We start from the raw sequence: 21,672 nt of genomic DNA, 5'->3' as shown, positions 1-21,672 counted from the left end.
GCCGGGCGGTGCCGGCGCGTCGGTCAGGTGCGGACGGCCGGGGCGTTGGTGTCGGCCCAGTGGGTGATGTCGCCGCGGTCGAGGGCGGTGGCGAGCAGGTCGGGGAATTTGTCGGGGGTGCAGGCGAAGGCGGGGATGCCGAGGGCGGCCAGGGCGGCGGCGTTGTCGTGGTCGTAGGCGGGGGCGCCTTCGTCGGACAGGGCCAGCAGCACGACCACCTGGACGCCCGCCTCCTTCATGGCGTTGCAGCGGCGCAGCATCTCGTCGCGCACGCCGCCCTCGTAGAGGTCGGAGATGAGCACGAACAGGCTGTCGGTGGGGCGGGTGATCAGGGTTTGGGAGTAGGCGATGGCGCGGTTGATGTCGGTGCCGCCGCCGAGCTGGGTGCCGAACAGGACGTCGACGGGATCGCTGAGGTGCTCGGTGAGGTCGACGATCTCGGTGTCGAACACGACCAGCGAGGTCTTCAGCGACCGCATGGACGCCAGGACCGCCCCGAAGACCGAGGCGTAGACGACGCTGGCGGCCATCGAACCGGATTGGTCGATGGCCAGGACCACATCGCGCTGGATCGACTGCGACTTGCGCCCGTAGCCGACCAGGCGTTCGGGCACGATGGTGCGGTGTTCGGGCAGGTAGTTGGCGAGATTCTTGCGGATGGTCCGGTTGAAATCGATATCGCGCAGTTTCGGGCGGTGGGTGCGCGCGGCCCGGTTGATGGCGCCCGAGACCGCGGCGACGGTCTTGGCGGCGATCCGCTGTTCGATCTCGCGCACCACCTTCTCCACCACCATCCGGGCGGTGGCCTTGGTGGTTTCGGGCATCACCCGGTTGAGTCCGAGCAGGGTGCCGACCAGGTGCACATCGGGCTCGACCGACTCCAGCAGTTCCGGTTCCAACAGCAACTGGGTGAGGTTGAGCCGCTGCACGGCGTCGCGCTGCATCACCTCGACCACGGTCGCGGGGAAGTAGGTGCGGATATCGCCGAGCCAGCGCGCCACTCGCGGTGCCGAACCACCCAGTCCGCCGGACCTTTTCGTGGATCCGCCCGCTTCGCCGGTGTTGTAGAGAGCCGATAGAGCTTGGTCCATGGCCTGGTCGGCGCCGGATGACAGGCCGCCGAGTTGCTCCTCGGCGGCGGTGCCGAGGACGAGCCGCCAACGGCGGGAGTGGGTTTCGTCGGCGGAAGTCATACGGGTGCTCCTGAGAGTCGCGCGGGGTGCCGGGACATGCGGGGGCTGGGCGCCACGGTCCGGGTGGGCGGGTAGCTGGGCGGGGTACTCATCCGGCGGCGCCGAGGATGGTGGTGGCGGCGCGGAGGGCGCGTCGGCCGCGGGCCGGATCGATAGCGGTCGGGGCGGCGGCAGTTCTCGGGGCCGAGCCGGTGTCGCGCAGGGCCTGGCTGATGGCTCGGCGTTCGCCCGATTCGAAGGAGCCGAAGGTGCGCCGCAGCAGGGGGAGGGTGGCGACGAACTGGTCCTCGTGCAGTGCGCGCAACCATTCGTCGATGCGGCGCAACAACTCTCGGTCGTGGACCAGCAGCAGGCCGCGGCCGCCGAGGAAGCCGTCGATCCAGGCGGCCTTGGCGGCGGGGGTGTTGCCGATGGACAGGGCGGCGGCCAGGCGGCGGGCGGATTCGGTGTCGTCGATGCGTTCGGCGTCGCAGAGCAGGCGCACCGCGCGGCCGCCGATCGCGCCGTGCACGTCGTCGCGGTCGGCGATGCGTTGCAGGGTGGCCAGCCACTCGGTGCTGGCGTGCTCGTCGTCGCGGGTGCTGATGGCGGTGTGGGCGGCGTCGATCTGGGTGCGCAGGGCCTGCGCGGCGTCGGTGTCGAGGCCGGTGACCGCACCGGGCAGGCCGGCGCAGATCCGCACCAGCAGGCCGTCGGCGACGTGGACCAGCGCCTTGGTGTCGGTGCCGCGCACATCGCCGTAGCGCAGGGTGCGGGTCAGGCCGGGCAGGGCGCCGAGCAGGTGGGTGACATCGTGGTCGAGGGCGGCGGCCGCCTCGAGCCGGGTGATCAGGCCGTCGGTGGCACCGCCGAGGTCGGCGAGCAGAGCGGTTTCGAGCGCGTCGGCCAGTGCGGTGACGGTGACATCGTCGCGGCTCGCGGTGTCGAGGATCTTCGTCTCCGCGGCGGTGCGCAGGGTGGTGCCCCAGACCGCGGCCTCGACGATGCCGACCTCGAATTCCGGTTCCCAACGCAGCGTCCAGGTTTCGCGGAAGGTGCCGGTGCTGCGGACCTCGCCGGTGGTGGGCGTGCCCCAGTCGATACCGAGCAGGCGCAGCCGGTGCAGCAGGTGCGAGCGTTCGACGTCGCGTTCCTTGCGCAGGTCGAGGTCCAGGGTGCGGGCGAGGGCTTCCTGCTTGAGGCGCAGGGTCTTGCTGCGCGCGCGCAGGTCGGCCGCCAGGGGGACCGTCGGGGTGTCTTCCGGGACGCCGCCGAGGGTTTCGCCGACCACGAGCTCGTCGACGACCAGGCGCACCATGGTCTCGTCGCCACCGCACATCACCGACCGCACGGCCTCGGTGACCTCGGACAGTCCCGGCAGCGGTCTGCCGCGCAGGGCCGCGAGGGTGTCGGCCAGGCGCACCGCCTCGATGATGTGCGCACTCGACACCGGCAGATCATGGGCGCGCAGCACGCCCGCGACCTTGGTCAGCCAGCGCGCCACCGGACGTTCGGTCTCGGTGAACAGGTGGTGGTACCAGCCGGGCGAGGTGACGCCCGCCCCGTACCCCGACCCCGACGCCAGCCGCGAATGCGTCCACGGCACCCAGGTCAGCGCCGCCTTCGTCTTCGGCAACCCCTTGAGCAGCCGGGCGTCCGGGGCGGCCGGCCCCAGCGGGCCGACCAGCGCGGGCGCGTGCCAGGCCCCGCACACCACCGCCAGCCGCTTCGCCCCGCCCTTGAGAACCTGGCGCATCACCTGCCGCATGTGCGCCTCACGCCGCAGGGTGTGCTGATCGACCACGAGCCGGGTGCCGTCCGGGTCGTCCTGATCGGATACCGGGAGGTCGAGGTCGACGGTCGCCGCCGTGTGGTGGGTGGCGTCCTCGCGCAGGGCGGTCATGGCTTCGGTGATGGCGTCGAAAGCGGCGCTGTCGGGGACGGATTCGACGACGGCGTCCCACCAGCGTTCGGCGTCGTCGTAGCCCGCCGCCGAGGCCAGGGCGGCGAGGGGGTCGCCGCTGCCGGTGCGGGTGTCGTCCTCGGCGGCGAGGACATTCGCGGCGGGCAGGTCGCAGAAGCGGACCGGAACCGCGTGTTCGACGCCGTAGCGCAGGGCCTGCCACTCCGGGGAGAACACCGCGAAGGGCCAGAAGGCCGCGCGCGCAGGCGAATCCGGGACGTAGGCCAGCAGGGCGACGGGTGGGGTCATCGTGTCGGCGGCTACGAACCCGACGAGCGGATCTGCGTCGGCGGGACCTTCGATGAGGATGGCGTCGGGCGCGAACTCCTCGAGGGCGTGGCGCAGGGAACGCGCCGAACCCGGCCCGTGATGCCGAATACCGAAGACCCGCGTGACGGGTAGCGCCTCCGCAGACCCGGGTCCCGTGGAGCCGACACCCGCTTCGGTGATCGCGCCGGTCTCGGTGATCGCGCCGGTCTCGGTGACCGCGCCCGCTTCGGCGACCGCGCCCGTCTCGGCATCGATGTCGACGGGCACGCGCGCATCGGCATCGGGGAGGGTGGCGGTCATGGTTCGGAGCCCGGCGTCGTTCCGCGATCGGGCGGGTTGGTGCTGGTCGGCCTCGGTCGCCGGGTCGGCTGGTGTGCGGGTGGGTTGTGGTGGTCGGGCTCGGCCCGGTTGGTCGCTCATCGAAAACCCCATGTGTGGTGTGGTCCGTCCGCCCCGGCGGTGGTGGGTCAGTGGGAGATCTCGCGGCAGGCGCGGTAGAAGTCGGCCCAGTCGGGGCGTTCGCGGACGACGGCCTCGAGGTATTCGGTCCAGATCACGGTGTCGGCCACCGGGTCCTTGATGACCGAGCCGAGGACGGCGCCCGCGATGTCGGAGGCGCGCAGGACGCCGTCGCCGAAGTGGGCGGACAGGGCGAGGCCGTTGGTGATCACCGAGATGGCCTCGGCGGTCGAGAGGGTGCCGGAGGGGGACTTGAGTTTGGTGCGGCCGTCGGCGGTGACGCCCGAGCGCAGTTCGCGGAAGACCCGCACCACGCGGCGGACCTCCTCGGCGGCGGCGGGCACGGTCGGCAGTTCCAGTGCGGCGCCGAGCTGTTCGACCCGGCGGCTCACGATCGCGACCTCGGAGTCCTCGTCGGCGGGCAGCGGCAGCACCACGGTGTTGAACCGGCGGCGCAGGGCCGAGGACAGGTCGTTCACGCCGCGGTCGCGGTCGTTGGCGGTGGCGATGACGTTGAAACCCTTGGCGGCCTGTACTTCCGCGCCCAGTTCGGGCACGGGCAGGGTCTTCTCCGACAGGATGGTGATCAGCGCGTCCTGCACGTCGGACGGGATGCGGGTGAGTTCCTCGATGCGAGCGATGGCGCCGGTGCGCATGGCGGTCATCACCGGGGAGGCGACCAGGGCCGCGTCGCTGGGGCCCTCGGCGAGCAGGCGGGCGTAGTTCCAGCCGTAGCGGATCGCCTCCTCGGCGGTGCCGGAGGTGCCCTGCACGAGCAGGGTCGACTCGCCGCTGATCGCGGCCGAGAGATGTTCCGACACCCAGGTTTTGGCGGTGCCGGGCACGCCGAGCAGCAGCAGGGCGCGGTCGGTGGTCAGGGTGGCGACCGCGACCTCCATGAGCCGGCGCGGGCCGACGTACTTGGGGGTGATCACGGTGCCGTCGTCGAGGGTGCCACCCAGGATGTAGGTGACCACCGCCCACGGCGACAGCTTCCACGACGGCGGGCGCACCCGGTCGTCGACGCGGGCCAGCGCGGCCAGTTCGTCGGCGAAGGCCTGTTCGGCGTGCGGGCGCAGCAGGGTGGTGGACGGTTCGGTGATGGTCATCGCAGCTCCTCGAGCATGGTGGCGCGGTCGGTGAGATCGTGGGCGAGTCGGTGGAAGGCCTGTTGCCAGGCGGGGTCCTCGGTGGTGTCGGCGAGCGCGGTGACGCGCGGGGCCAGGCTGACGGGCAGGTGGACGCTCGCCGCGGTGAGCAGCGCGCGGTCGGTGTACACGCCCGCGCCCGAGTGCTGTTGGCGCGCGGTGGTGCGGGCGCGCGCACCGAGCAGGCCGAGGACGTGGGCGGCCACGGGTTCGGGCCACGGGTGGTCGAGACCGGGCAGGATCGCGTGCAGTTCGTTGAGCTGGTGGGCGTCGAGATCGAGGACGTGCTCGATCCGGTCGGCGGGGTCGAGCAGGGTGAACAGTTCGCGTCGTCGCAGCACGGCCTGCTCGGTCGGGGTGGCGTGGGCGAACAGGGCCCGCGCCCACGCGGTGTCGTGTTGGGCGAGGGTGGCGTCGACCCAGCCGTCCACGATCGCCTTCGCGTAGCGGGGCGGCAGGGTGAGGTTCAGCGCGATGCTCGGGGTCTGTTCGACCGGGGCGCGCACGATGGGCGCCCACGCGGACAGCGGTGTGGCGGCGATCGCCTGATGCAGGGTCTTGATCGTCGAATCCTGGCTGTCCCAGCGCAGCTTCGGTTGGTCGGTGGCATCGGTGATCCCGTCGCGACGGGCCTGCGCGTCGATCTCCTCGGGCACCCGCACCTCGACGACGCCGTCCGCGCCGACCTCGATCCAGGACGCCACCAACGTCGACATCCGCCGACCGAAGTCCGCGCCGGGCAGCCTGTTCAGCAGGGTGGCGGCCGTGCGACGCACATCGCCGCGCCGGTCGTCGAGCGCCCGCTCGAGCAGTTCCTCGTCCGCCGAACTCAACCCGTCGGCGAGCAGCAACAGCAGTTCCGCCTTGACCTGACCCGACTCCTTGGGCCACGCCGCAGCCAACACGGCCAGGGCCGCGCCCGGATCGACACCGCGCGCCCGCGCGAACCACTCCTTGCGCTCGCCCGAAGTACCGAACAACCAAACCTCCTCGGCCCCCGGCAGTTCCGAGCTGGGCGCGAAGTCGGCCGTCACACCGGGATCGATCTCCGCTGTGACAGCGATACCGCCGGGTGAGCTGGTGTCGGTGGGCGCTTCTGCTGTGCGCGTGAGTGCCTGGGTCGCCGAACTCGGCGCGTCTGCGGGGAACTCGTCGACCAGTTTCGTCCAGGCCGGGTTGCGGGCGGCGAGCCAGCGGCCACGGCGACCGGCCAGGCGCAGGAGAGGTGCGCGAAGGGTGGCGTCGGAGGCGGCGGTGAGGGCTTGCACGCAGAGGGCGTCGGGGAGGCGGAAGTCGGACGGTGCTGCCGCGGTGAACCATTCGGGGAGGAAGGGGGATTTGGCGGTGAGCAGGCGGCTGAGGCGGTCGGCCGCGCGGCGGGGGAGCAGGGGGCGTGGATCGTCCACGGCGGGTTCGGGTTTCGCGGCGGTGTGGGGGAGGCGGCCGCCGCGCAGGTAGAGGTCGTGGAGGGCGGCGGTGTGGAGCAGGCGGGTGGCGGGTTCGCCGGCATGCTGGGGGACCGCGGTGGCGACGGCGTCGTCGAGGTGTACGCCGTCGGCGCTGCGGCGGGCGGTGCCGAGCAGGGCCACCGAGACGAGTTCGGCCATGGCCGGGGTCGCGGCGGTTTCGACGGGGAATTCGGTTTCCAGGTCGCTGATCTCGCCCGCCGCGAACACCGAGACGGGGTCGAACCCGTCGGCTCGCCATTCTCCGCAGACCGTCACCGGGTGCCCGCCCGCCACGGCGATCAACCGCCACGGGTGAATACCGGGGGCCAGCGGTAGCGCGGTGCCGTCAGCGGCGACGAGCTGCCAACCGTTCTCGTCGATGGTCGGCACCACCTCCGACAGCAGCGCGGGCCAGGAACGCAACCACGGGTCCGCGCCGAGGGCGTCGGCGTAGGCGTCGAGGGTGGCCTCGATGGTCGTGCCGTCGCCGGGGAGGGTGGTGAACGGTTCGGGCGCACCGTGGCGAGTGCCCCAGTGGGCGCGCAGGGGCGCCGCACCCGGGTAGTAGTGCAGGTCGGCGTCCACCTCGCTGCCGGGCGCGGGCACCTCGCCGGTGAAATTCGGGGTGGCGAAGGAATGTTCGATGAGCAGGGCCCAGCGCCCACTGGCGCGTCCGCGCAACCAGGTGCGGCGGGTGTGCACCCGTTCCTCCTCGCTGACCCGCATACCGAGTACCAGCCAGCGGTCCCGCACCGCCGGTTCGGCCAGCACGGAATCGGCGGTCACGGGGTAGCCGATGTGGGTGCGGATGCCGGCCTGGATCGGCTCGGGCAGCGCGTCGAGGCGGCGGTGCGCGAGGACGAGCAGGTGCAGGCGCGCGTACTCGCGGACCAGCAATTCGGGCCAGTGCTCGGTGGTGACCACCGCGCTCGGCAACCGGCGCAGAGCCTCGGCGATTCGCGGCGCCTGCGCGTCGACCATGCGGGCCGCGATCGACTCGTAGGCGGCAAACGATCGGTCGACCTGTGCCAGGCCGGTGCGGATCTGGTCGGTCAACCACACCTCGAGCTCGGTCAGCCCGGCCGACACCCGCGCGCGCCGCTGCTCCACGGTGGCCTGCGACGGGGCGGCCGCGGCCTTGGCCTTGGGCGGTGCGGCAGCCTTCGCGGCCCGGCCCGCCAACCACTCGGCCGCGAAATCAGCCGGCTCCTCGACGGTGGGGACCGCACCGCTCGACCACGTCTGCAACAGCGACAGCGCGTGCTTGCACGGGAACTTGCGGCTCGGGCACGAGCACTTGTACGCGGGTCCGTCGAGATCGACGATCGCCTGATACGGCTTGGCCCCACTGCCCTGACACAGTCCCCATACCGCGTGCCCGGTGGTGCCGGTGTCGCGCCAGCGACCGGCCAGCTTGCGCGCGGCAGCCAGCGAGCTCGCATCGGGCGCCAGCGCGCGGACCTGATCCTCGGTCCACGGTGTGCGGTGCTCGGTCATCGATTCCCCCGTTCCGTCATGCGGAAATATCTACTCCACCCCACCGACAAGTAGCGTCCGCGCGGACGAAATGCCTGGAAGACGCTGGTGCGGCGGAAGTTTCGTGACGGCGCACTTGCCATGAACGTCGATATCTGGAATTCTGACCTGTTCGGCTCCGCCCGGACCGCCCGTGCTGCTCGACGCAGCGTAACGCGGGTGTGAACACCTCATCGAGCTGCCCGCCGGGGTGGGCGAGGGGTGGACATCGAGGGCCCGCCGTGGCATATCGATGACCATTCCACTCCCGCGGGCAGATTCGCTGGGGCCCCGCGCATCCCCTGGGCGAACCCTCGGCGATCGGGTAGCGTTTGCGCCGAGGATCGCCACGATGTCGCGGGGGCGCGAAGGGGGAAGTCGCAGTGTGTTCGCAACCAGCGAATCGGATCGCTGAGATGGTCGCGCGCGAGCTCGCCGCCGACCCGGCTGTGGAGGACCGGGTCGCGGCGTGCGTGCTCGCGGCGCTCGCGGCCGTCGACAGTGATTCCGACGCAACGGATTCCGGCGACACCGGCGTCTTCCTCCGCTCGATCACGGTGCAGGGTTTTCGTGGGATCGGCCCCGCGGCGACCCTGCGGTTGAATCCGGGGCCCGGCCTGACGCTGGTGGTCGGGCGCAACGGCAGCGGGAAGTCCAGTTTCGCCGAGGCGGCGGAGTTCGCGTTGACCGGCGGGAACCGGCGCTGGGACGGGCGCTCGATCGCGTGGCGGGAGGGGTGGCGCAATCTGCACGAACCCGATATTGCGCGGATCGACCTCGAATTGCTCACCGCCGGAACAGATCCCCAGCTTCGCCTCGCCACCACCTGGAACGCCGACGACGAACTCGCCGACGCGCGCTGGACCGAGCGGCGCGGATCCGAGCCCGCCACCCCGGTGGACCCGCGCGGGCAACGGCAGCGGCTGGATCTGTATCGCCCGTTCCTGTCCTACAGCGAACTCGGCGCCCTGGTCGACGGCAAACCGAGCGACCTGTTCGACGCGCTGCATCGCCTGCTCGGCCTCGATGAGCTGGCCGCCGCCGCCGAACAGATCCGCCTGCGCAAACTGGAACTCGAACGGGCCGTGAAGGATTCGCGCCAGTCTCGCGCCGACCTGCTGGTCGAGCTCGACGAGGCCGATGACGACCGGGCCCGTGGGGTGGCCGAACTCCTACGCACGCCGGAACCCGACCTCGACGCGGTCGCCGCTGCCGTAGCCGACTCGGTCCTTGGCATCGACGGGCCGGAAGGACTTCGCGCGATCCTGCGCCTGCACCTGCCCGCGCCCGCACAGGTCGCCGCGACGACGGACCGGCTCGCCGAAGCGGCCACACGCCTGGCCCGCCACGCCACCTCCGACGCCGAGGGCGATCTGCGCGTGCTCGAATTGCTCACGCGCGCAAGAGAACACGTCACGACCAGCGGTGAATGCCCGTGCCCGGTGTGCGGGCGCGGTGCTCTCGACACCGCGTGGCTCACCGCCGCCGACGCCGAAATCGCGCACCGCAGTACAGAACTCGCCGCTTTCCAGGCGGCCCGCACGGAATTCGACACCGCGTTCGCCGCGGTGGGCGCGCTCCTCACCGATGTACCGGCGGAACTCCTCGGGGTATCGAGTCCGGCCGCAGCGCACCACCCGGCGGCCGGGGCAGGCAACCCGGAGAGCGGGCAGGGCGGCACGTACTCGCTGGCGAAGCAGCGCCTGGTGGTCGCGCGGCGGTGGTCGCAATGGTCCGCCCTCGAAACAGCCGACTACGACGATCACCTGCCGGCGCGACTACGCACCATCCACGCCGCGCTCACGGCGGAACTCGCTGCCCTGCACCGCGATACCCGCACCGAGCTGGAACGCCTCGACGCCGTCTGGTCGCCGCTGGTCCCGCGCGTTCTCGCCTGGCTCGATCCCGCCCGCACGGTCGCCGACCACGCCGGTGAATTGCGCGTCGTGAAGAAAGCGGCCGACTGGCTGAAAGCCGCGACCGCCACCATCCGGGGCGAGCGGATGCGTCCCCTGGAGACCACGGCGCGGTGGGTGTGGAGCACGCTGCGCCAGCAGAGCAATGTGGAACTCGGCGCGATCCGCTTGCAGGGCAGTGCGGGGACGGCGCGACGGGTGCTGCTCGATGTCACCGTCGACGAGGTGGACGGTGCGGCGCTGGGGGTGATGAGTCAGGGCGAACTGCACGCGCTGGGCCTGTCGCTGTTCCTGCCGCGAGCGACGGTGGCGCACAGTCCGTTCCGGTTCGTCATGATCGACGATCCGGTGCAGGCCATGGACCCGGCGAAGGTCGACGGACTGGCCAGGGTCCTCGCCGAGGTCGCGGGCACCCGGCAGGTCGTCGTGTTCACCCACGACGAGCGGTTGGCCGAAGCCGTGCGCCGGATGCAGCTCGACGCGACCGTGCTCGAGGTCCAGCGTCGCGAGCGCTCGATCGTGGAGGTCAGGGTGACGGGCGACCCGGTGCGCCGCTACCTCGACGACGCCCGCTCGCTGCTGCGCACCCCGCAACTCCCGGCCGCCATCGCCGACGAACTCGTCGCCACCTGCTGCCGCTCGGCGATCGAAGCGGCGGGACTGGCCAAGGCTCGCCACGAACTCCTCGCTGCCGGACTCGCGCACGGGGAGGTCGAGCGGCGCGTGCGCAACGCCCACACCACCCGCGCCATGATCACCCTGGCCATCATGGGCGTCGGCGCGCGCGTGGACGACCTGAACAAACACCTGAGCACCGTCGGCGGCCGCTGGCTGGTAGGGGTCCTGCGCGACGCCACGGCGGGCGCGCACGTGCCGATCAACCGGCCCATGCGCGAATTGATCAGCGACACCGATCGTTTCATCACCTGGCTGCGCGCTCACGAACCGAACACGGTGCGCGCATGAGCGACCGATTACCGGTACCGAACCGGGCCCGACGCGTGCCGGCGGGCGAGTACACGGTCACCGCCGGACCGACCGCTGATCGGTGGGCACGACCCAGACCACCGGGAACGCGCCCGACCTGGCGAGTACCCCCTCGCACGGGGGCATGGTGAATCGTCGTAGGCCGAACCGGACCGCGTTCAGCCCCCGCCCCTCGGTGGCCGAACGGCTCGAGGCGGCCGAGAACCTCCTGGACGGATCGGTCTCCGACGCCGGCGGGGTGTGGTCGCGGGCGGTGGCGTGGATTCTGCGGTTGGCCCTCGAGCAGGCGGTGGATCAGTTGTGGGCGCAGGTGGCGCCGGAGTTGATGCGGTGTCCGATGCGGGCCCAGTTGCTCGCGCTGCGGGTGTACGCGGGGCCCGAGGCCGCCGGGCAGGTGGGGGCGTTGTGGGCGGCGCTGTCGCGGGCCGCCCACCATTCGGACTACGAGATGGCGCCGGGCGTGACCGATCTGCGCCGCTGGGGCGACCAGACCAGGGAGTTGGCCCGGGTATTGGAGTTGGCGCCGCTCGCGCATCAGCCCTTCGGGTGAGTCGGGCAGGATAGGCGGCATGGGTGATGTGACGGCGTGTCCGTGTCGACGCGGTGAGGACTTCGCGCAGTGCTGCGGGCCGATCCTGGCGGGGGAGAAGGCCGCGGCCACGGCGGAGACGCTGATGCGTTCGCGCTATTCCGCCTACGTGGTGGGCGACGTGGACTACCTGCTGCGCTCCTGGCACCCGAGCACCCGCCCGGCCGAACTCAGCCTCGATCCGGCGCACCGGTGGCTGTTCCTCGAGATCGTCGGCGCCCGCCAGGGCGGCCCGTTCGACGACAACGGCACGGTCGAGTTCATCGCCCACTACAAGCTCGACGGCGTGCGCGACTCGATGCACGAGCTGAGCACGTTCGTGCGCGTGGACGGGGCGTGGGTGTATCTCGACGGGACGTTCCAGGGCTGAAGCTGGGATACTGCCCGGATGCCCCGTGTCGCGATCGAGTACTGCACCCAATGCCGCTGGCTGCTGCGCGCGAGCTGGATGGCCCAGGAACTGCTGAGCACGTTCGCCACCGAACTCGGCGAGGTGGCGCTGGTGCCCGGCCAGGGCGGCATCTTCCGCATCACCCTCGACGGCGAGCAGCTCTGGGAACGCAAGGCCGACGGCGGTTTCCCCGATATCTCGGTGCTCAAGCAGCGGGTCCGCGACCGGATCGCGCCGGAGCGCGACCTCGGCCACGTCGACCGCCGCGACTGAGCCCGCTCAGCAGCACCGACCCCCGCCGCAGCAACCACCCGCGGCCGGTCCCGGCGCGGGCGCGGGTGCCGCGCCGCGACCCACGGTGCCGAAGGTGGTGAGCAGTTTGACCGTGTCGTCGTGGCCGTCGGGGCACACCGCCGGATCGCTCGCGCGCGCCATCGGCCGGGTGACGTCGAAGGTGTCGCCGCAGGAACGACACCGGAAGCTGTAGTTCGGCATCGGCCCAGTGTAAGGGCCGATGCTTGCGATCACGGTGCGCTGAACGCTTCGCCACGGCCGTCGCCGACCGTAGCGTGAGCGCGAGCGGTGATGACGAGGTGACGCATGGCGAACGGTAGCGCGGGGGCGGTGTTGCGGGCGGTACTCGACCTCGGGTCGGCGCCGCGCAGCGTGGTGGCCAAGCACGCGGGGGTCTCACCCGCCACGGTCACCTGGCAGAGCCGGGCATTGGTCGAGGCGGGGTTGCTCGTCGAGTTGCCCGAGACCGCGAGTCCGGGCGGGGTGGGCAGGCCGCACAGTCCGATCGCACTGGATTCGGTCGGCAATGTGGTGCTCGCGGTGCACATCGCGGCCGTGCAGATCACCGTCGCGGTGGTCGATATCGCCGGGTCGGTGCTGCACAGCGAACAGGTGCCCCACCGCACCCACGCGCCCTACGACATCCTCGACACGGTGGTCGAACGGGTGCGCGCGGTCGGCGCGAACCTGGCCGAGCACGTGCGCATCCGCGGCCTCGGGGTCGCGGTCGGCGGCCGGGTCGACACCGCCACCGGGTCGGTCGTGGATCACTCCTATCTGCGCTGGCACGACGTGCCCGTGCGCGAATACCTCGGCGCCCGAACGGGTTTGCCCGTCAGCGTCGACAGCCACACCCGCGCCACCGTGTACGCCGAACAGCTCTACGGGCGCCTGCGCGGCTCGGCCAGTTCGATCGTGCTGTTCGTCGGCAATGTCATCGACGCCGCCATCGCCGTGCACGGCCGTGTCCACTGCGGGCCGCGCTTCGGGGCGGGCTCGATCACCCGATTACTCGGCACCACGGACAGATTCGCACTCGAAGCGCTCGGCGATCACGCGCTGCTGGCGCGGGCCCGCGCGGTCGGACACTACGACGACGTGCCCGACCTGGTGGCGGCGGCCGTGGCGGGCGGCGGGGAACGCGACTACTTCCTCGAACGCGCCACGGCGATGGGCGAGGTGGCCGCGGCGCTGATCGACCTCATCGACCCGGAGGCGCTGATCCTGATCGATCGGGGCTTGCCGGTGCCCGGCGTGCGGGACGCCTACGACGAGGCGGTGCGCGCGCACTCCGCGATCGGCGCGAACCCGGCCGAGGTGATCTCGCCCTCGTCGTTTCCCGGCCAGGTGCTGGTGATGGCGGCGGCCGGGGTGGTGCTCCAGGAATTGTTCGACGATCCGCTCAACACCGTGGTCGCGCACGCGGTTTGATTCGAGGTTATTTTAAGGCGGTCGAATATTGACGAAAACCGGCGGTGGGCGCGACAGTTGTGGACATGAACGAAATGCCCGCCGGGGTCGTCCGGATCACGTCGGATGTGCTGTGTTGTCGTCGTCGAAATTCCGCCGCCGACAATTCATTCGACAGATCCGAGAAATCACCGTGCGTAAAAGTATTCGACGAATAGCTCTTCTCGCCGCGGCCACGTCGCTGCTGGCCGTCTCCTGCGCGACCGGCGAGGAGGACGGGGCCGCGCTCACCGGCCCGCTGCCCACCGAGGTGCCCGCAGGCGTCTCGCTCGCCATCGCCGCCAATACCGCCAAGGTGGCGCTGACCGCCTCGGGCGAGCTGAACAAGCTCTCGTTCACCGTGTCGTCGTGGCCCGCCGTGCAGGCCGGACCCGATGTCATCCAGGCGTTCCGCGGCGGTTCGGTCGACCTGGCCACCAATGCGGGCATCCCGCCGATCCACGCGCACGCCACCGGCCTCGAGGCCAAGATCGTCGGCGTCAAGGTGCGCACGACCCCGCTGTACAAGCTGGCCACCGCGCCCGGGTCCAACGTCAACAGGCTCACCGACCTGCGCGGCAAGAAGATCGGATTCTCGCCCGGTCAGGCCCAGGGACTGGTGGTGTTGCGCACGCTGAAGGCCGCCGGTATCCGTACCGACGAGGTGCAGCTGGTCGAATTGTCGAGCACGAAATTCCTCACCGCCCTACAGGCCAAGGAAATCGACGTCGCGCCGCTGGGTGAACCCAGCCTGACCAAATACCTCGACAAGTACCGGGTCGACGGCGCCACCGCCGTCGAGACCCCCGCCGTCGACGCGCTGAGCGTGCTGTGGGCGCCCACCTCGGTGTTGCGCGACGACAGCAAAGCCGCCGCGGTCGCCGAATTCGTGAAATTCTGGGCGCGCGGCGAAGTATGGGCGTGGGAACACCCCGAGGAATGGATCGACGCCTACTACGTCAAGGATCAGTCGGTCTCGGCCGAAGACGGAAAACGCATTCTGACCACCGTGGAAAAGCCGTATTTCCCGCAGAATTGGGACGAGGCGATCGCGTGGGAACAGGAGACCGTCGACCTGGTCACCAAGGCCGGTTTCTTCGGTGATTCGTTCCCCGCGGGCGAACTGTTCGACCGGCGATTCGAGAACATCGCCCACGACGCGGTGTCCGCGTCGTACCGCAGCAAGGGGCAGCAATGACCATCGCGCTGTCCCGCCCCGCCATCGCGCTCACCGCGCCGACCGACGACGGCTTCGTCGAACGGCGCGCCCTGCGCCGACTCGGCCTGCGCAAGGCCATCCCCACCGCCCGCCTGCTCGGCGTCGTCCTGCTGGTCGGGGCGTGGACCGTGGGCTCGCTGCTCGAACTGATCGACGACCGTAAACTCTCCGCGCCGTGGACCGTCGTGGCCACCGGCTGGGAACTGCTGGTCGACGGGCCGCTGCTGGCCAACCTGGGCGTCTCGCTGCAACGCGTGCTGCTCGGACTGGTCTTCGGCGTGCTCATCGGCACCACCCTCGCCGTGATCGCGGGCCTGTCGCGACTGGGTGAATCGCTCATCGACGGTCCCGTCCAGATCAAGCGCGCCATTCCCACGCTCGGTCTGATCCCGCTGATGATCCTGTGGTTGGGCATCGGCGAGGAGTTCAAGCTCGTGCTCATCACCCTGGGCGTGGTCGTGCACATGTACATCCAGACCCACGCCTCGCTCACCACCATCGACCAGAAACTGGTGGAACTGTCCGAGGTGCAGGGTGTTTCGCGCGCGCAGTTCATTCGCAGCGTGGTGCTGCCCGGCTCGCTGCCCGGGTTCTTCCTCGGGCTGCGGCTCTCGGTCACCAGTGCCTGGTTGGTGCTGATCGTGGTCGAGACCGTCAATGCCACCGACGGTCTGGGCAAGATGATGTCGAACGCGCAGAACTACGGGCAGGCCGATGTGATCCTGGTCGGCCTGGTGGTCTACGCGATCTTCGGTCTGGCCTCGGATTCGGCCATCCGGCTGGTGGAACGGAGGGTGCTGTCATGGCGACGCACTATCGCGGGGTGAGCGAGACCGAGGTCGTCGGCGTCGAAGTGCGCTCGCTGACAAGAAAATTCGGTGATCGCACCGTGCTGGACTCGATCGATCTGACCATCGCGCCCGGCCAGTTCGTCGCCCTGCTCGGCCGCAGCGGCTCGGGCAAGAGCACGCTGCTGCGGGCGCTGGCCGGTCTCGACTACGACGTCGACGGCGGCGGCACGCTGCGGATTCCGACGAAAACCTCGGTGGTGTTCCAGGATTCGCGACTGCTGCCCTGGCAGCGGGTGCTGCCCAATGTGCTCTACGGGCAGCCGCGACATCGCCGGGCCGCCGGGGAACAGGTGCTCGCCGAAGTCGGGTTGGCCGGTCGCGAACGCGCGTGGCCGCGCGAGCTGTCCGGCGGTGAGCAGCAACGGGTTTCGCTGGCCCGCTCGCTGGTCGGCGAGCCCGACCTGCTGCTGGCCGACGAACCCTTCGGCGCGCTCGACGCGCTCACCCGGCTCAAGATGCACGCCCTGCTGCGCGACCTGATCGCCCGGCATCGCCCCACCGTGCTGCTGGTCACCCACGATGTCGACGAGGCCGTCGCGCTGGCCGACCGGGTGATCGTGCTCGACGACGGCAGGCTCGCCGTCGACGTGCCGGTCGAACTGCCCGGCGAACGCGATCCGAGCCTGCCCGAGTTCCAGCACATCCGCCGCACCCTGCTCACCGCACTCGGGGTCGCCGAGACCGCGGCCTGAAAGGCACCACCATGTCGAAACACCTGCACCTCAACGCCTTCCTGATGTCGGTCGGCCACCACGAGGCGGCCTGGCGGCTGCCCGAGAGCGACCCGCACGCCCACACCGACATCGACTACTACGTGAAGCTGGCCCAGACCGCCGAGCGCGGCAAGCTCGACTCGATCTTCTTCGCCGACAGCCCCGTGCTGATGGGCGATCCGGGTCGCAGGCCCAGCGGCAAGCTGGAGCCGACCGTGATCCTGACCGCGGTGGCCGTGCAGACCAGCCGGATCGGTCTCATCGCCACCGCCTCGACCAGCTACAACGACCCCTACAACCTGGCGCGGCGGTTCGCCTCGGTGGACTGGGTCAGCAACGGGCGCGCGGGCTGGAACATCGTCACCACCGCGGGCGCCGACGCGGCCCGCAACTTCGGCCTCGACGACACCCCCGACCACCGGGTGCGCTACGAGAAGGCGGCCGAGTTCGTCGACGTGGCGACGAAACTGTGGGACAGCTGGGACGACGACGCCATCGTGGCCGACAAGGAACTCGGCATCCACGCCGACGCCGCCAAGGTGCGCAAGATCCTGCACAGGGGCGAGCACTTCCGGGTCGACGGCCCGCTGAACCTGCCGCGCTCACCGCAGGGCTACCCGCTGCTGGTGCAGGCCGGATCCTCCGAGGACGGCAAGGAATTCGCCGCCCGCTACGCCGAGGCCGTGTTCACCGCGCAGCAGACACTCGAGGACGCCAAGGACTTCTACACCGACCTCAAGGCCCGCACGATCGCCGCGGGTCGCGACCCCGAGTCCATCAAGATCCTGCCCGGCATCGTCCCGATCATCGGCGACACCGAGGAACACGCCCGCGAACTCGACGCCGAACTCGCCCGCCTGATCTCGCCCGAATACGCCCGCAAGCAGCTCGCCGAACGGTTCAAACTGCCCATCGACGAGCTCGACCTCGACAGCGAACTGCCCGCGGACCTGCCCACCGAGGACGACATCGAAGGCGCCAAGAGCCGCTTCACCCTCATCGTGAATCTGGCTCGCCGCGAACGCCTCACGCTGCGTGAACTGATCGCCCGCCTCGGCGGCGGACGCGGCCACCGCACCTTCGCGGGGACCGCGGTGCAGGTCGCCGACGCCATCGAGGACTGGTTCCGCCAGGGCGCGGCCGACGGGTTCAACATCATGCCCGCCGTGCTGCCCTCGGGCCTGGACCGGTTCGTCGACGAGGTGGTGCCGATCCTGCAGGAGCGAGGCCTGTTCCGCACCGAGTACACCGAGACCACGCTGCGCGGCCACTACGGCCTCGCGCGCCCGGCCAACCAGTTCGACGAGGCGGACGCGCTCGTGGCAGCCCGATGAGATCGGATTGGATCCGCTACCTGACCCGCCGCTGTCTCGAGCACCGGCGACTGGTGATCCTGGCCTACACCGGCGCACTGGCGGCGGCGTTGCTCACCGCGACGCTGCCGCTGGTGGTGCGCCACGTGGTCGACACCCTCAGCGCCACCGCGGCCTCGGTGACGCCGTGGGTGGTGCTGCTGCTGGTGCTCGGGGTGGCCCGGTTCGGCGCGTCCTACGCGCGCCGGGTCGCGTCCTCGGAACTGTCGCTGGGGGTGCAGCACGATCTGCGCGGTGACCTGTTCGCCGCGCTGCTGCGGCTCAGCGGCCGCGAACAGGCGCAGTTGCGCACCGGGCAGGTGGTGAGCCGGGCGATCACCGATGTCACGTTGATTCAGATGTTCCTGCAACTCATTCCGATGATCGCGGGCAATGTGGCGCTGCTGGTGGCGGTGCTGGCGCTGATGACGGTGATGTCGCCCGCGCTCACGCTCATCGCGCTGCTGGTGCTGCCGGGGCTGTGGGTGGTCACCCGGCGCAGCCAACGCCAACTGTTCCCCGCGAACTGGGACGCCCAGGCCCGCGCCGCCGAGGTGGCGATGCAGGTCGAGGCCGCGGTGGCCGGGGTGCGGGTGGTCAAGGGGTTCGGGCAGGAGCGCTACGAGCTGGATCAGTTGAGCGCGAGCGCGCGGGTGCTGTACCGGTCGCGGTTGCGGGTCGCGCGGATCACCAGTCGATTCACCCCGGTCGTGCAGGCGGTGCCCGCGGCCGGGCAGGCGCTGATCCTGGTGGTCGGCGGGTTGCTCGCGCTGAGTCAATCCATCACGCTCGGCACATTTTTGGCGTTCATGACCTATCTGAGCGCGTTCGTGGGGCCGGTGCGGCAGTTCTCGATGCTGCTCACGGTGAGTCAGCAGGGGAAGGCGTCGCTGGATCGGGTGCGGGAGGTGATCGAGGCGCCGGGGGACACCGGTTCGTCGGACCCGGCGCGCGAATCGGCCGGTGCCGCACCGGTGGACGCGACGCGTGGCCGTGTCGGGGCGCGGACCGAGCTCGGCACGCCTGGTGTGGTGGGGACACGAGGCGCGTCCGAGACCGAACCGCCGTCGATCGAATTCGATTCGGTCACTTTCGGTTTCGACGACACCCCGATCCTCGATGGCCTCGACCTGCGGATCGGTTCCGGGGAGACCGTGGCCATCGCCGGCGGGGCGGGCAGCGGCAAGACCATCCTGGTGTCGCTGCTGCCTGCCCTGCTCGAACCCGATTCCGGCGCCGTGCTTTTCGACGGTGTCGACCTGCGGGAGCTGGCGGATCCGCGCGCGCAGGTGGCGATGGTCTTCGAGGACACGCACCTGATGGCCGATTCGATCCGGGCCAATGTCGCCTACGGCAGGCCGGACGCGAGCGACGAGCAGGTCTGGCACGCGCTGTTCCTCGCCGCCGCCGACGAGTTCGTCACCGCCCTACCGCAGGGCCTCGACACCACCATCGGCGAACGCGGACAACGACTCTCGGGCGGCCAACGCCAACGCATCGCCCTGGCCCGCGCCCTGCTCACCGAGGCGCCGGTGCTGGTACTCGACGACGCCACCTCCGCCATCGACGCGCAGGTGGAGGAACTGATCTACCAGCGCATCGCCGCCGAGGTCCGCCGACGCACGACCATCGTTGTCGCGCACCGCATCTCGACGCAGTCGCTGGCGGACCGGGTCGCGGTCCTCGACGGCGGCCGCGTCGCCGAACTGGGCACCCTGCGCGAACTGCAACGCTCCGGCGAACTGTTCCGCGCGCTGTTCACCCCGCCCGAAGTGGTCGGAATCGGGGTCGATCCCCAGCACGACACCGCGCGCGTGGCCACCGAGGAACTGTGGGTGGCGCCGGATGTCGACGCCGACGACGACCGCACCATGGAACACCTCGCCAGGGCGTTCGCGCGCAGGTCGGCGGGTGCGCCCGCGGGCGGTGGCGGTGGCGTGGCCGGGGGCATGATGGCCAGTGCGCCACCCAGCGGCGATATCGTCGCCCTGCTCGACCGATTGCCGCCGGTCTCCGGCGAACCCGAGGTCGACCGGTCCTTCTCGCACACCCCCGACACCGCGTTCTCCCTGCCGCGACTGCTGCGCCCGTTCACCTGGCCGCTGCTGGCCGGACTCGGACTGGTCGGCCTCGACGCCGTCGCCCAGGTGCTGATCCCGTTCCTGGTCCGCTACGGCATCGACCACGGTGTCCTCGCCGGCGCCAGGAACGTGGTGATCGGCGCGGCCGCGCTGGCCATCGTGGTCGTGGTGGTGGACTGGGCGATCAGCGTGGCCCAGGTGCGCGTCACCGGACGCGTCGGCGAGCGACTGCTCTACGGGTTGCGCCTGAAAACCTTCGCCCACCTGCAACGACTCGGCCTGCAGTACTACGAGCGCGAACTGGGCGGCCGGATCATGACCAGGATGACCACCGACATCGACGGGCTCTCGGCGTTCCTGCAAACCGGCCTGGCCACCGCGCTCACCAGCACCGTCACCATCGCCGGCGTGGTCACCGCGCTGCTGGTGATCGATGCCGAGTTGGCCGTGGTGGTGCTCGTGCTGCTGCCGGTGCTCGGGGTGGCGACCGTGGCGTTTCGGCGCGCGTCGGTGCCCGCCTACAACCTGGCCCGCGAGCGGGTGAGCGCGGTCAACGCCTACCTTCAGGAGAACGTCGACAACATCACCGTCACCCAGGCGTTCCGTCGAGAATCGGTGAACCAGAACGAGTTCGAGGGCAGGTCGTGGGCCTACCGCAACGCGCGGCTGCGCTCGCAGGTGCTGATGGCGGTGTTCTTCCCATGCATCGAACTCATGTCGGTGATCGCCACGGCGGCCGTCCTGGCCGTGGGCGTGCATCAGGTCCGCGACGACGTGCTCACCGCGGGCACGCTGATCGCGTTCCTGCTCTACATCGAATTGCTGTTCGCGCCGATCCAGCAGCTCTCGCAGGTGTTCGACAGCTACCAGCAGGCCGTCGTCGGCGTCGACCGGATCGGCGAGCTGCTGCGCACCCCCGTCGACACCCCCGAAGCCGACGATCCGCTGCCGGTCACCGGTCTCGACGGGGCGATCGAACTGCGCGCGGTGAGCTTCGGCTATTCCTCGCGCACGCGCACCGTGCTCGACGGCATCGACCTGCGGATCGAACCGGGCCAGAAGGTCGCGCTGGTCGGCGAGACCGGCGCGGGCAAATCGACCCTGGTCAAACTGCTCGCCCGGTACTACGACCCGACCGGGGGCGCGGTGCTCGTCGACGGGGTCGACATCCGCCGATACCGGTTGCGCGACTTCCGCAAACGGCTCGGGGTGGTGCCGCAGGAACCGTTCCTGTTCGGCGACACCGTGCGCGAGGCCATCGCCTACGGTCGCCCCGAGGCCGCGCCCGCCGATATCGAATGGGCCGCGCGGGCGGTCGGCGCGCACGAGATGATCGCCGCGCTCGAACACGGCTACCACCAGCCGATCGGCGCGCACGGGCGCAGCCTCTCGGCCGGGCAGCGCCAATTGCTGGCGCTGGCCAGGGCGCAGCTGATCGACCCGGACATCCTCATCCTCGACGAGGCCACCGCCTCCCTGGATCTGGCCACCGAAGCGCGGGTGCGCGCGGCGGTGGACGTGCTGACGGCCGGGCGCACCACGATCGTGGTGGCGCACCGGCTGGCCACCGCCGCCGACGCGGACCTGATCGTGGTGGTCGGCGGGGGTGCGCTGGTGCAGGTCGGCACGCACGCGGAACTGGTCGCGGTCGACGGTGCGTATCGGCGGCTGTGGGCGGCCTATGTCGGCGAGGACACGCGGCACGACAACGCCGTGGGCGGGTCGCTCTCGGGGGAGGATGACACGCCGCGCCGGGTCGACGACGCGGCGCAGCGTATTTCCAGCTAATCGGATCGAGGTCGATCGTCGCGCGGGCAGCCGGTCCGGGCGACGGTCGACCTCGGTGTTCGCACGG

Annotated in this window: 15 protein-coding genes; 10 read left to right on the top strand and 5 right to left on the bottom strand. The window is 70.7% G+C overall.

Translation table 11 applies throughout. The features are described 5' to 3' along the window. Window positions 1–23 precede the first annotated feature (23 nt). The 4 genes from ACFP3H_RS22635 to ACFP3H_RS22620 all read right to left on the bottom strand — a co-directional run bounded on the left by ACFP3H_RS22635 (window position 24) and on the right by ACFP3H_RS22620 (window position 7,957). Window positions 24–1,193, bottom strand: a complete 1,170-nt coding sequence (locus ACFP3H_RS22635) for a VWA domain-containing protein (RefSeq protein WP_378609013.1) — start codon at window positions 1,191–1,193, stop codon at window positions 24–26. A gap of 88 nt (window positions 1,194–1,281) precedes the next feature. Continuing rightward, window positions 1,282–3,705: a DUF5682 family protein gene (locus ACFP3H_RS22630; protein WP_378609011.1), complete on the bottom strand. Its 2,424-nt coding sequence runs from the start codon at window positions 3,703–3,705 to the stop codon at window positions 1,282–1,284. Window positions 3,706–3,872: 167 nt separating this feature from the next. Next, a complete protein-coding gene (locus ACFP3H_RS22625; RefSeq protein WP_378609010.1) occupies window positions 3,873–4,973 on the bottom strand; it encodes an ATP-binding protein in 1,101 nt (366 codons plus the stop codon). Continuing rightward, window positions 4,970–7,957: an SWIM zinc finger family protein gene (locus ACFP3H_RS22620; protein WP_378609008.1), complete on the bottom strand. Its 2,988-nt coding sequence runs from the start codon at window positions 7,955–7,957 to the stop codon at window positions 4,970–4,972. Before ACFP3H_RS22620 ends, ACFP3H_RS22625 begins: the two co-directional genes overlap by 4 nt. 434 nt (window positions 7,958–8,391) lie before the next feature. On the opposite strand from ACFP3H_RS22620, the gene ACFP3H_RS22615 reads away from it, so the two are divergent. The 4 genes from ACFP3H_RS22615 (at window position 8,392) to ACFP3H_RS22600 (ending at window position 12,131) form a co-directional block, all read left to right on the top strand. After that, window positions 8,392–10,857: an AAA family ATPase gene (locus ACFP3H_RS22615; RefSeq protein WP_378609007.1), complete on the top strand. Its 2,466-nt coding sequence runs from the start codon at window positions 8,392–8,394 to the stop codon at window positions 10,855–10,857. Window positions 10,858–10,939: 82 nt separating this feature from the next. After that, a complete protein-coding gene (locus ACFP3H_RS22610; RefSeq protein ID WP_378609005.1) occupies window positions 10,940–11,428 on the top strand; it encodes a hypothetical protein in 489 nt (162 codons plus the stop codon). 19 nt (window positions 11,429–11,447) lie between these two features. Beyond that, window positions 11,448–11,837 (top strand): YchJ family protein, encoded by a 390-nt coding sequence (locus tag ACFP3H_RS22605; RefSeq protein WP_378609004.1) that lies wholly within the window; start codon window positions 11,448–11,450, stop codon window positions 11,835–11,837. Between the two features lie 18 nt (window positions 11,838–11,855). Next, a complete protein-coding gene (locus ACFP3H_RS22600) occupies window positions 11,856–12,131 on the top strand; it encodes an Rdx family protein (RefSeq protein ID WP_378609002.1) in 276 nt (91 codons plus the stop codon). A 6-nt stretch (window positions 12,132–12,137) separates the two neighbouring features. Here the strand turns inward: ACFP3H_RS22600 and ACFP3H_RS22595 are convergent, their stop codons facing one another. After that, entirely contained in the window at window positions 12,138–12,353 is a 216-nt protein-coding gene (locus ACFP3H_RS22595) for an FmdB family zinc ribbon protein (RefSeq protein WP_378609001.1), read from the bottom strand. A gap of 105 nt (window positions 12,354–12,458) precedes the next feature. On the opposite strand from ACFP3H_RS22595, the gene ACFP3H_RS22590 reads away from it, so the two are divergent. The 6 genes from ACFP3H_RS22590 (at window position 12,459) to ACFP3H_RS22565 (ending at window position 21,605) form a co-directional block, all read left to right on the top strand. After that, window positions 12,459–13,583 (top strand): ROK family protein, encoded by a 1,125-nt coding sequence (locus tag ACFP3H_RS22590; RefSeq protein WP_378608999.1) that lies wholly within the window; start codon window positions 12,459–12,461, stop codon window positions 13,581–13,583. Between the two features lie 172 nt (window positions 13,584–13,755). Next, window positions 13,756–14,799 carry an ABC transporter substrate-binding protein gene (locus ACFP3H_RS22585; RefSeq protein WP_378608998.1) on the top strand — a complete coding sequence of 348 codons (1,044 nt, stop codon included), beginning with the start codon at window positions 13,756–13,758 and terminating at the stop codon, window positions 14,797–14,799. Continuing rightward, the gene (locus ACFP3H_RS22580) at window positions 14,796–15,647 is read left to right on the top strand and encodes an ABC transporter permease (RefSeq protein ID WP_378608996.1); all 852 of its coding nucleotides are present in this window, start codon (window positions 14,796–14,798) and stop codon (window positions 15,645–15,647) included. The genes ACFP3H_RS22585 and ACFP3H_RS22580 overlap by 4 nt, the downstream gene beginning before the upstream one ends. Beyond that, complete coding sequence (locus tag ACFP3H_RS22575; protein WP_378608994.1) at window positions 15,623–16,363, top strand: ABC transporter ATP-binding protein; 741 nt, start codon at window positions 15,623–15,625, stop codon at window positions 16,361–16,363. Before ACFP3H_RS22580 ends, ACFP3H_RS22575 begins: the two co-directional genes overlap by 25 nt. 11 nt (window positions 16,364–16,374) lie before the next feature. Then, window positions 16,375–17,718: an LLM class flavin-dependent oxidoreductase gene (locus tag ACFP3H_RS22570; protein ID WP_378608993.1), complete on the top strand. Its 1,344-nt coding sequence runs from the start codon at window positions 16,375–16,377 to the stop codon at window positions 17,716–17,718. Beyond that, complete coding sequence (locus ACFP3H_RS22565) at window positions 17,715–21,605, top strand: ABC transporter ATP-binding protein (RefSeq protein WP_378608991.1); 3,891 nt, start codon at window positions 17,715–17,717, stop codon at window positions 21,603–21,605. Before ACFP3H_RS22570 ends, ACFP3H_RS22565 begins: the two co-directional genes overlap by 4 nt. Window positions 21,606–21,672: the final 67 nt, after the last annotated feature.

This window comes from Nocardia lasii (genome assembly GCF_042658545.1).
Classification (GTDB): Bacteria; Actinomycetota; Actinomycetes; order Mycobacteriales; family Mycobacteriaceae; genus Nocardia; species Nocardia lasii.
This window is presented reverse-complemented; position numbering and strand designations above follow the sequence as displayed.